Annotated in this window: 14 protein-coding genes and 1 pseudogene; 7 read left to right on the forward strand and 8 right to left on the reverse strand. The window is 71.5% G+C overall.

The features are described 5' to 3' along the window. Window positions 1–430: nitroreductase family protein (locus BLW04_RS23460; RefSeq protein WP_217631234.1), on the forward strand; the 430-nt coding region annotated here is incomplete at its 5' end. 484 nt (window positions 431–914) lie between these two features. Here BLW04_RS23460 and BLW04_RS27140 read toward each other — a convergent pair. The 4 genes from BLW04_RS27140 to BLW04_RS23475 all read right to left on the reverse strand — a co-directional run bounded on the left by BLW04_RS27140 (window position 915) and on the right by BLW04_RS23475 (window position 3,007). Then, the gene (locus BLW04_RS27140) at window positions 915–1,076 is read right to left on the reverse strand and encodes a hypothetical protein (protein WP_175484250.1); all 162 of its coding nucleotides are present in this window, start codon (window positions 1,074–1,076) and stop codon (window positions 915–917) included. 66 nt (window positions 1,077–1,142) lie between these two features. Then, window positions 1,143–1,571: a hypothetical protein gene (locus BLW04_RS23465; protein ID WP_091547882.1), complete on the reverse strand. Its 429-nt coding sequence runs from the start codon at window positions 1,569–1,571 to the stop codon at window positions 1,143–1,145. A gap of 61 nt (window positions 1,572–1,632) precedes the next feature. Then, window positions 1,633–2,331 (reverse strand): RES family NAD+ phosphorylase, encoded by a 699-nt coding sequence (locus BLW04_RS23470; protein ID WP_175484251.1) that lies wholly within the window; start codon window positions 2,329–2,331, stop codon window positions 1,633–1,635. Between the two features lie 10 nt (window positions 2,332–2,341). After that, the gene (locus BLW04_RS23475) at window positions 2,342–3,007 is read right to left on the reverse strand and encodes a hypothetical protein (protein ID WP_091547884.1); all 666 of its coding nucleotides are present in this window, start codon (window positions 3,005–3,007) and stop codon (window positions 2,342–2,344) included. Between the two features lie 395 nt (window positions 3,008–3,402). Between BLW04_RS23475 and BLW04_RS29880 the strand changes: the two are divergent. Further along, window positions 3,403–3,693: pseudogene (locus BLW04_RS29880) on the forward strand (DNA-processing protein DprA); the annotation flags it as partial. Continuing rightward, window positions 3,675–4,040 (forward strand): DNA-processing protein DprA, encoded by a 366-nt coding sequence (locus BLW04_RS29885; protein WP_371327822.1) that lies wholly within the window; start codon window positions 3,675–3,677, stop codon window positions 4,038–4,040. The pseudogene BLW04_RS29880 and the gene BLW04_RS29885, both read left to right, overlap by 19 nt. Window positions 4,041–4,424: 384 nt before the next feature. Here BLW04_RS29885 and BLW04_RS23490 read toward each other — a convergent pair whose 3' ends face one another. Then, window positions 4,425–5,147, reverse strand: coding sequence for a DUF4352 domain-containing protein (locus tag BLW04_RS23490; protein ID WP_091547887.1), 723 nt, complete (start codon window positions 5,145–5,147; stop codon window positions 4,425–4,427). Window positions 5,148–5,332: 185 nt separating this feature from the next. On the opposite strand from BLW04_RS23490, the gene BLW04_RS23495 reads away from it, so the two are divergent. Then, window positions 5,333–5,794 carry a hypothetical protein gene (locus BLW04_RS23495; protein ID WP_091547888.1) on the forward strand — a complete coding sequence of 154 codons (462 nt, stop codon included), beginning with the start codon at window positions 5,333–5,335 and terminating at the stop codon, window positions 5,792–5,794. Here the strand turns inward: BLW04_RS23495 and BLW04_RS23500 are convergent. The 3 genes from BLW04_RS23500 to BLW04_RS23510 form a co-directional block, all read right to left on the reverse strand. Further along, complete coding sequence (locus BLW04_RS23500; protein WP_139306998.1) at window positions 5,780–6,262, reverse strand: hypothetical protein; 483 nt, start codon at window positions 6,260–6,262, stop codon at window positions 5,780–5,782. The genes BLW04_RS23495 and BLW04_RS23500 overlap by 15 nt on opposite strands. A gap of 137 nt (window positions 6,263–6,399) precedes the next feature. Further along, on the reverse strand, window positions 6,400–6,711 hold the full coding sequence (locus BLW04_RS23505) for a hypothetical protein (protein WP_091547890.1): 312 nt from the start codon (window positions 6,709–6,711) through the stop codon (window positions 6,400–6,402). Next, complete coding sequence (locus BLW04_RS23510) at window positions 6,708–6,947, reverse strand: hypothetical protein (protein WP_091547891.1); 240 nt, start codon at window positions 6,945–6,947, stop codon at window positions 6,708–6,710. The genes BLW04_RS23505 and BLW04_RS23510 overlap by 4 nt, the downstream gene beginning before the upstream one ends. A 163-nt stretch (window positions 6,948–7,110) precedes the next feature. Between BLW04_RS23510 and BLW04_RS23515 the strand changes: the two genes are divergently transcribed. From BLW04_RS23515 to BLW04_RS23525, 3 genes are all read left to right on the forward strand, one after another. Beyond that, a complete protein-coding gene (locus BLW04_RS23515) occupies window positions 7,111–7,365 on the forward strand; it encodes a hypothetical protein (RefSeq protein ID WP_091547892.1) in 255 nt (84 codons plus the stop codon). Between the two features lie 327 nt (window positions 7,366–7,692). Beyond that, window positions 7,693–7,899: a hypothetical protein gene (locus tag BLW04_RS23520; RefSeq protein ID WP_091547893.1), complete on the forward strand. Its 207-nt coding sequence runs from the start codon at window positions 7,693–7,695 to the stop codon at window positions 7,897–7,899. A gap of 269 nt (window positions 7,900–8,168) precedes the next feature. Beyond that, window positions 8,169–9,281 (forward strand): DUF4192 domain-containing protein, encoded by a 1,113-nt coding sequence (locus tag BLW04_RS23525; RefSeq protein ID WP_091547894.1) that lies wholly within the window; start codon window positions 8,169–8,171, stop codon window positions 9,279–9,281. The last annotated feature ends 186 nt before the right edge of the window (window positions 9,282–9,467 follow it).

Here is a 9,467-nt window from a genome sequence, read left to right on the forward strand (position 1 = left end):
CAATTCGCAGCCCTGGGCGTTCATCGTCGGCCGCCGTGGTGATCCCGTCCATGACCGCTTGGTGCGGCATCTCGCGCGCAGCTCGGCGACCTGGGCGCCAACCGCCAGCCTGCTGGTCGCCAACCTGGCCCACCGCCACGTGGAAGACACGGACTGGGAGTACTCGGAGTTCTCCCACTACGACCTCGGCCAGGCCGTCGCCCACCTGACGTTCCAGGCCCAGGCCCTGGGACTGTCCGTCCGCCAGTTCCGCGCGTTCGACCGCTCCGCAGTCGCCGAAGAGTTCGGTGTCCCGGCTCACTGGGAGGTCACCACGATGGCGGCCATCGGCCGTGTGCCCCCACTGGAGCTGGATTCGCAGAGCGAGATCGACGATGTGCCGTCGCGACACCGCCGCGCACTGCACGATCTTCTGTGGGTCACCAGCTGAGCTCCGCTGAGGAGCTCAACGAACAGGGAAGATGAAGAACGAGCTGGGGTGCGGCTGGGAGATCGCGACGGGAGGTTCGACCCGCCGCATAAGGCGGCAGCCATTCAAGGTCGGCGAACCTGCTGGCCGAATGGGGTGTTAGGCAGGTCGCTCGGCGGCGCGCATATCGCCAGCCCGCCGAGCGGTGCATCCAGCGGGTGAGCCCGTGATCCCCGGTCGCCTCCGGGACCAACCTTCGGCGGCCGGGGATCCGACTGTCGCAGTGCCTCGGTACCAACCCAGGAGTACTGCGCGTCGTGGGCCCGCTTGCGCGGACGCAGTGAGTCTAGGAAGAGAACGGCCCCGGCTGCACGCGCGTGTGGCCCACCGCCGTGACGGTAAGACACTCGAGCTCGGCGCCGGCGGGCTGCAGGCGCTTCTGCAGCCACGCTGCGGCGGTGGGCAGCTCGACGAGGATCGGCTGGCCGATGGCCGAAGCGCTGCGTCACTGGTCGGGGTCGAGGCTGCCTGGCTGGGCTAAGACGTAGGTCGCTCCGGTCCGCGACGGGAGCTGTCGGGGCAGCTGGCCGAGGCCCTCCGCGGTGAGCACGACGGCGCCAGCGTCAGCCCAGCGCTGCAGCAGCTCGGGGAGGCTGATCCAGGCCACGCCGGCGACGTCGGGACGCCAGGTGCCGTGCAGCCCGATCGTCCCTGCTGGCTGGGTGGGGCGACGTCAGCACCATGGGGCCTCGGCGTAACCGGGCAGTCGCTGCGCTGCGGCATGGGCGACGTCGGCGGTGAGCCGGTGTGCGGCGCTACCGGCCCAACCAGGGGAGTCGGCGCTGGCGTGGGTGTAGGCGTGGACGGCCTTGATGACCTCCACCGGCTCCCAGTAAGAGACCGGACGGTGCCGGTAGGTCATCGGGTGCCCGGCTGGCAGCCGGCCGCGGCCGCGGTGGGAGCGCCAGCGGGCGGCGGCCAGGTTTTCCTCGAGGAGAAGTTGGCCGGCCTCGTCAGGGGTCGCCGCAGTTAACGCTGCTGCGTGCGTGGGGCTGAACGCGGCGGTGGTCGTGCTGGTCAGCTGGCCGTAGGCGGTGGCGGCGCTGATGAGGAGGTCGAGGTGGTCGGTATCTAGGACCAGCGTCCCCGAGACCAGTGACATCTCGCCCAGAACAACCGGCAGGGTGCCCGGCCGGCCGGGCGGTAGAAGGTGGCGGAATTCGTCAGGGCAGTTCGGTGATGGTGATGCCGGCGCGGTTGGCGGCCAGGCAGACGGCGTCGAGTCCATCGCCCGCGCCGAGGGTGAGCGGAACGCTGCCGGGAGCGGCGGTGAGGTCCTCGAGCGGGACGCGATCGCCGAACAGCACGAGGGCGGTGCTGGTGTTGTGCTGGCGGGAGACCCAGAGCAGCCCGTCGGGCCGGGTGGGGTGGTCGTGCAGCGCTCGGGCCCAGGCGGCGGTGGCCGGGTAGCTGCGTGGGTCGGAGTCGATGAGCTCGCGGTGCTCGAGCCCCAGCCGGCGCAGGCCCGGGCTGGTCAGGTCGACGAGCGTCAGGTTCCGCAGTGGCACCAGCGCGACGACGAGCCGGTGCAGGAGCATGGCGTAGGGGACGTGCTTGGTGCCCCGAACCGGCACGTCGTGGAAGACCGTCTCGCTCAGTGCGCCGTCGACGTCGCTGGCGCCGTAGAGCACCGGCAGGGGGTCGCTGGCGTCGGCGGGGGTGACGGGATGGAACCGGCCTCGCCGACTGGGCGTTCCGGCGTGAAACTCGCGGGCTCCCCAGTCGATGTCGTAGCAGCGCTGGAACTCCAGGTCGGCCGGCCAGGTGCGCATCAGCGGGTCAAGCGTGGTGACGTCGGCCGGCGGCGCCGGGAAGACGATGGGCGGTGGAACGCGGGAGGGGCGCCGGGCGGCCGGTGGCATCGGGTTCGGCTCAGCCGAGCAGCTCGGCGGCCAGGTGGCCGGCCGCCTCGACGACGAGCTCGGCATCGCTGTCGAGGACGTCTACGGGGCGCACGCCACCCAGCCAGCCGTTGCTGCCGGTGAACCACAGGGCTAGCTCCCAGCCGCTCAACCGCTCGCCCAGCACGACGAGGACTTGGGCGATGACCGGCAGGGGACGGCCGTCCTGGCCGAACTGGAACCCGGGGAACCGCTGTCCACCGGCGGGGCCGGTGGTGAACACCTTGCCTTCGGCCTTCCACCGGCTGGCCATGGCTGAGGCGTTGGTGGAGGCGGACTCCGCCAGGGCGGCGACGTCGGCGCTGGACAGCAGGCCGAACTCTCGGGCCAGGTCGCCGCGGGCCTTGGCGTTGCGGTTCACCTGGTCCAGCAGAGCAGGCGGCACCGGGAAGTCCCGGTCGGTGGGGAGCAGTGCTTGCATGACGGCGTTGCGGATCGAGCTGGCATCGCGCAGGTGGTCCCGCATCACCGCCAGCAGGTCGGTGAGGACCGCGGCTTCCTTGGCGTCGCGGGCGGTGACGGCCAAGACGAGCGGCGCGAGGGCGTCGGCGTCGGCGAGCTCGGGGTGCGCGCTCATGACCTGGGAGGCCTCGAGGGCGGGGAGGGTCGTCAGGCCGGCGACGATCGGACTACTCATAACCTCATCGTTAGACCCCTAAGGCGAATAGTCAAGCCTAACGATCCTCCCGGGGGATGACGCCGTGGCTGTCCATGGGGCCGCTGACCGTACGGCGGCGCTAAGTGCTGCGAACAGTAAAACGTGCTGCTAGGTTGGTGTCATCAACCCGGGCCTGACCAGCCCACCGCACACGAGGAGACCTCGACCATGAGCGACCAGCTGAACTCGACCCCGCCCACCGCCGCTGCCAGGTACGACGCTGACCGGGAGCTGGAGGCGCTCCGTGCTGCCCGCGCGTTGGCTGATCGGCGCCGGCGCCGGCGACCTCACCCGGGAGATCGCCGGCTACGTCGCCGCGGTCGGCCCGGTCGTCGCGCGTCAGCAGCTGATGGAGGGACACCGCCCCGCTCGAGGTGGCGGCCCTGATCGACTCCGTCCGCGCCGCCGACGACACCCTGACCGCCGGTGCGCGCATCGGTGCGCGCCTGGTCATCCCCGAGGACGCCGAGTGGCCCGCGGCGCTCAACGCCGAGGGCGTCCTGGCCCTGCTGGGCCTGTGGGTGCGCGGGTTCCCCCAGCTGAACCACGTCGTCGACCGGGCTGTCGCGGTCGTCGGCTCCCGCGCCAGCACCGCCTACGGCGAGCACGTCGCCGGCGAGTTCGGCCAGGGCCTGGCCGGGCGCGGCTGGACCGTCGTCAGCGGCGGCGGCTATGGCATGACGCCGCTGCGCACCGGGGAGCGATCGCCGCACCGGGAACCACCGTGGTGGTCACCGCCGGCGGCCTCGACCGCCCCTACCCCAGCGCCCACGCGGCGCTGTTCGAGCGCGTCGTCGAGGGCGGCGGGCTGCTGGTCTCGCAGTACCCGCTCGGCGCTGCACCGATCTCGGTCCGGTTCCGGCACCGCAGTGCCCTGTTGGCTGCGCTGTCGACCGCGGTCGTCGTCGTCGAGGCGGCCGCCCGGTCCAGCGCGCTGTCGGCGGTGCACGCCGCCCAGGCCATCGCGCGCCCGGTGTTCGCTGCTCCTGGGCCGGTGACATCCACGTGCTGAGTGGGCTGCCACGTCCTCCTCGCCAACGGCGACGCCCGGCTGGTCACCGGCGCCGCCGACGTTCTGGCGGCCCTCGTCCGCAGCCGGTCTGAGGAGGTCACCTCTGTCTCCCCGGCAGGCTCACAGCTGGCTGGGGAGACAGGCGGTAGAAGACCGCGCTGGGCCGGCGAAAGCCCGGCCACCGGGGGCCGCCCTGGCGCTCCCGGGAGAGCCGTGCGTAGCGAACCGTCCGCAGCACCCACCGACGGGTAGGAACAAGGCACGTCTCGACGTGGCCGGACTCGACGAAGGGCTGCGCCCCGTCGCGGATCGTCTGCACCCCGCTGACGCCGAAACGGTTCCCGAGCTGGCGAATCTTCGGCGACACGGTCCCTATGTCCGGGCTTACTCCAAAAGGAACAGAACCTCTGGGCCGGTGTTGATCGTCGACCTCGGCCACTGCACGCCGGTCGGCGTGGTCCCCATGGGGACCTGGTAGATCTTCACCACGTCGAACGCCGGGGTGCCCGGGTTGATGGTGTCGCAGACGTATGGCGAGCAATCCTCGTTGATGTACTGCGTGGCCTGCTCGGCCGTCGCATCTTCCGCGTACTCCGTGCCGTCGCTCGTGACCAAATTCTCGAAGTCGGTCCAGCCGGTGATCGGCCTCTTGCCGGTGTTCTGCCAGGTGGCCGTCACCTGGCAGAAGGTCATGCCCGGGTCCGCCACTGCGGCGATCGTCCGCGGGACGTCGTCGGACCCGTCCCACTCCGGGTTCGGAGCCCCACCGGGAAGCTCAGTTAAATCGCACTCGACGCCGTTCACGGTCATCGTCTCGAGGGAGGCAGGGTCCTCGAAGTCGGTCAGCTCGTACGGAGTGCCCAGTTCGATGGTTTGCAGTCCGCTGTCACCGCTCGATTCGCCGTACCCACCGCCCAAGCAGAACTCGGTGTTCTCCTCGAGAAAGGCGGGCTCCCGGCACATGGTGGGGTCCAGCTCGTCGGGGCTGTCGCTCGTGGCTTCTGCGCTGGTCGGAACGTTAGCGGACGCCTGCTCGTCCCCGCCCCCGCCACCACAGCTGGCCAGGGCTAGAGCGACGGGCAGGACAAATAAGGCAGTGCGGCGCATGGTGACCCCCGTGATCGTCGGCGCCCGGCAGGGTAGCCGTCAGCCGAGGAAGCTCAGGGTAGGTCGGTGATGGTGATGCGAAGCTCGGTCGGCGGCGAGGCAGACGGCGATGAGCTCGTCGCCGGCGCCGAGGGTGGGCGTGGAGGACAGACGCGGACCCACACCGGACGATCTACGGTCGCCCCGTGGACGCGGGAGAGTGGGTGTCGGCGGCTGTCGCCCTGGTGGCGGTAGGCGTCTCGTTGGTTGCACTGCGGTGGGCCAAGCGCTCGGCTGACGCGGCCCAGGCGAGCGCGGAGGCGGCCCGCATCAGCGCCGACGTCGCCCAGCGCGACGAGGCTCGCCAGCTCGAGGACGCAGCCGAGAGAGCAGTGACCTGGGAGCTGCAGTGGGAGGACAGCGACTCCATCGTGCTGCGGAACCGCGGCCCGCAGGTCGCCTACAACATCGCCACCGCGCTAAGCCCCATCTACCCGGGCGGCAACACGGTGCACCTGCCCGACGTCGACGAGGTTCTGCCGACCGCCACTCTCTCGGTCCCCAGCATCGGCCCGCACGACCGGCCGGGCGGATGGGTCCGCCTGTCCTGGCGCCTGACCGAGGACCCAGACGGACCGCGGCGGGAGACCCGGCTACCGCTCCGATGAAGCCCGCTGCGCCGCCTCCCCCAGCTCGCTGGGCAAGGGCGCCGGCTCGACGAGTGGCCGGCGCAGAAGCGCCCGCCACAGCCTCTCCCGGGCCGGCATTAGCTGACGGGCGAGCTCCTCGTTCAGCTCCTGCCCTCCGAGCTGCACGGCATCGAGGACACCGAAGCGGGCCGCGTCGAGCCGTTGGCGGCTCAGAAGGATCGAGGGCTCGTCCTTGTGGGTGACCGCGCGCACTGCGGCCTCCCGGACGATGTCGAAGGCCACCATCGCCTCCTGCAGTCCCGGCTCGGCATAGACGTACCGACGAGTCAGCACCTCCCGCCAGCGTTCCTCCACACCGTCCAGCCGCTCAGCGGCCATGGCCGTCCTGCGGCCCAGCACGGCGTCGTCCGCGTTCGCGTAGGCGACGATCAAGAAGTCCACGGCGTTGCAGACGTCGCCGCGGTAGGTCGTCCGACGGTCGATCACGGAGGTCAACAGTTCGCGGCCGTACCGCCGCCTGTCTCGGCCAGCCGTCAGCCAGGACCCGACCGTCGCACCAAGCAGCGTCCCGACCACGCCGATTAGGGGACTGGAGAACCAGCTGGTGGTCGCGGCCGCGGTGCTCACCCGCGTGGCTCGATGTTCGCCGCCGGCGTCCACCGGCCTACGGCGTATCCAAACCCGGCCGCGTACTCCCGGTAGTACTCGACGCAGCCCAACCAGCCACCCCGCGTCTCGTCGTACTGCCATGCGTGCAGCAGGGCCGTCTCGTACCAGTCGCCCGACCAGCGCACCCGCACAGGCGCGGGCGGCTCGACCATCCGCTCAGCGCCGTCGAGGGCGAACTCCAAGTCGTCCCGCTGGGTGATCGCCAGCCCAGGTGGGGGAGGGAGTAGGCGGGAGGACGGGCGGTCCTCGTCGTCCTCCAGGGTCACAGCTCCGGACGGCGGGCGAACACGTCGGACACCGCGGCCTCTGCCGCACGCACACGGCTAAAGACGTCGATCAGCGGGTCGTCTTCGGTCACCGGGACCGGGAACGGGTTCCCCTCGGGCCAGCCGCGCTTCTTCAGCGCCTGCCGCCACTCGTCGACCGCCGCCTCGTGGGCAGCGACCGCGACGTTCAGCTCCGCGACGTAACGCCGGTACCCCTCGTCCACGATCTCTGCCATGCGCTGAGGGTAGAGGCGGCGGGCTTTCTCGCCTGGTCAGCTTCGGCGGCACCCCATGCCGGCTGGCCCGGCGTCCTCGGCTCGTGGACCGTCGGTGGCTGCTCCTACGGTGGGCTCACCAACCCCGGGGCCTGACCAGCCCCACGAGCACAGGAGACGTGCCGTGAGCGACCCGACGAACTCGACCCTGTTCAACCCGCTGGACCCCGCCGCCGTGCGGTCCTGGGTGGTGGGGCAGCGGGTGACCTGCGCCCCGGGCACGCGGTGGGGAGGCAAGGACATCAGCGGCCAGGTGCTCGAGGTGGTGCACGTCGAGCCGTACCCGGCCAGCGTCGGCGGGGCGGTGCTGATCGGGCGGTGGCCGGGGACGACGACGACGACCGGCCCGCACCTGCAGGCGCACCAGTTGACCGACTGACCTCGCTCCACCGCCGGAAGTGCTGCGAACTGTCAGAGGCCGGCGCTACCGTGAACTCACCAACCCGGGGGCCTGACCAGCCCCACGAGCACAGGAGAACCACCATGCCCGAGACCGCTACCGCCACCGTCACCGTCCTCGTCCTGAACACCGAGGGCGCGGCCACCCGCGCCGAGTGGAGCCCCGGCTCCTCCGGGAGCCTCCTGGAGCCGCTGCAGGCCGCTGTGGGCGGCAACGTCGACGTGGTGCGCCTGCACCCCGAGCTGGAGATGTGGGTCCACGACGAAGGGCTCTACGTCTGCGAGCTCAACCCCCGCCGCCACCGCCGTGGCCGCCGGCATGGGCTTCGGCCGCCAGCCCTACTGCGGCCCCGTGGTGTTCACCGGCGGCGCGGACGAGGACGGGAACACCCTCGGCCTCACCGAGGGGCTCGCGGAGGCGCTGACGGATCTGGTGCAGGGCCTGCACGAGAACCCCGCGCGCCTGGAGGCCATCCGGCGGGCCGCGCTGCCCTTCCTGGACGCCCACCGCTGACCGACCGGCCCCCCTGTCTGCCGCAGACGAGAGGGGGCCGGCACACCCGGCATGGGGTCCCGGCGCGATCGGACCGGGGACGGCGAGCCGCCGGCCCTGGCACGCCGGGCGGCACAATCACGAACGCATAACGCAGCAGGCGGATAAACAGCTGGCCCGGATCACCCGAAATTGTCACCCGCCGCCACTAAGCTGAGCACTACCAACCCACGGAGCCTGACCAGCTCCACGAACCGGACCGCCGCGTGCGATCCGGAGAGGACCACACAATGAGCGCGCAAAAGACCCGCATCACGGACACCCGGGACCTTCTCGGCGCCATTCCCACCATGCTGGGATTCCACCCGCACCACTCGCTGGTCATGCTCGGCATCACCACGCCGTCCGGTCAGCTGGGCCCGGTCGCGCGCGCGGACTTCCCCGACGACCAGGCCGAGGCCGCTGCGCTGCTGGGCAAGCTCGGGCAGCAGCTGCACGGGTTCGGGGTCAGCCACGTCATCGCGGTGCTCTTCACCGCCGACGTCGAGCCCCAGACCGCGCCGGGCGTGCGCACGGTGTTCGAAGCGCTGTGGACGACCACGGCCGCGGCCGGTCTGGGGGTCCTCGAGGTCTGGCACGTGGGCCCGACCCTGTACCGGTCCCTGCCGGCCACGGCGGCGCAGGAGGAGGTCAGCCGGACAGGTCTGGTGGAAGACCTCTACGGCGGCCGCGTGCTGGCCGAGTTGGTCGGCATGGGCGTGCCGGTGTCCGCCGGCACCCGCGAGGATCTCTTCGCCTGCCTCACCCCGGCTCCGGAGGTGCACCGGGCGTCCGTGGCCGTCCTGGTCGAGCGCTACCGCCTGGAGCTGGCCGCCGGGGCGCCGACCGTCGACGCCGCCTTCCTCACCTGGAAGAACGAGGCCGAGCGCGCCCGCGCGAACCCGGACGCCGTCCACGAGCTCGCCCCGGACGCCGCCGCCCTGCTGCTGGCCTGCCTGCCGGAGGCGGACTTTCGAGACGCCGTCATGGTCGACTCGGTGCCCGGCGGTGACCCGGTCGGCCTCGCGCTGCTCACCGGTGACCCGAGCAGTCAGGCGCTGCTCGCCGAGCTGCTGGAGAGCGTCTTCACCAGCGGGAAGACCGCGCCGGACCCGGTGACGGTCAACGGCGCCCGCCGCGTGTTGGAGGCCCTGGTAAGGCAGGCACCCGCTGGGGTCGCTGCGCACCCGCTGGCCGTCCTGGCCTTCCTCGCGTGGTGGCAGGACGAGACGGTGATCGCCGGTGAGGCCGCGCAGCGGGCGGTGGAAGACGAGGGCGTAAGCACGCTGGCCACTCTCGTGGCCAAGGCGCTGGGGGTCGGCTTCCGACCGGGCTGGACCGCGGCCAGCCGGCAGCGCCAGTAGCGGTCCGCCAACCCCGCGCAGCGGGGACCCGGTCCGCCATTCCTGCAAGGAATGGCGGACCGGGCACAGAATGGTAAGCGATGGAAAGGCGCAGCATTTCCTGTTATGTACGTACGTTTTTGCGATTCGGCTTGCCGAATCGCCATTCCGGGCCGGGCGCGCAGCGCCCGTATCCCGCGCCGCAGG

This window comes from Modestobacter sp. DSM 44400 (assembly GCF_900107175.1).
Classification (GTDB): Bacteria; Actinomycetota; Actinomycetes; order Mycobacteriales; family Geodermatophilaceae; genus Modestobacter.

What these genes read in the sequence shown, in the direction of transcription:
- BLW04_RS23465 (WP_091547882.1), bottom strand. Translation starts at nt 1,571, where the DNA reads ATGTCACTGGTCTCGGGGACGCTGGTCCTAGATACCGACCACCTCGAC.
- BLW04_RS23470 (WP_175484251.1), bottom strand. Translation starts at nt 2,331, where the DNA reads ATGCCACCGGCCGCCCGGCGCCCCTCCCGCGTTCCACCGCCCATCGTC.
- BLW04_RS23475 (WP_091547884.1), bottom strand. Translation starts at nt 3,007, where the DNA reads ATGAGTAGTCCGATCGTCGCCGGCCTGACGACCCTCCCCGCCCTCGAG.
- BLW04_RS23490 (WP_091547887.1), bottom strand. Translation starts at nt 5,147, where the DNA reads ATGCGCCGCACTGCCTTATTTGTCCTGCCCGTCGCTCTAGCCCTGGCC.
- BLW04_RS23510 (WP_091547891.1), bottom strand. Translation starts at nt 6,947, where the DNA reads ATGGCAGAGATCGTGGACGAGGGGTACCGGCGTTACGTCGCGGAGCTG.
- BLW04_RS23525 (WP_091547894.1), top strand. Translation starts at nt 8,169, where the DNA reads ATGAGCGCGCAAAAGACCCGCATCACGGACACCCGGGACCTTCTCGGC.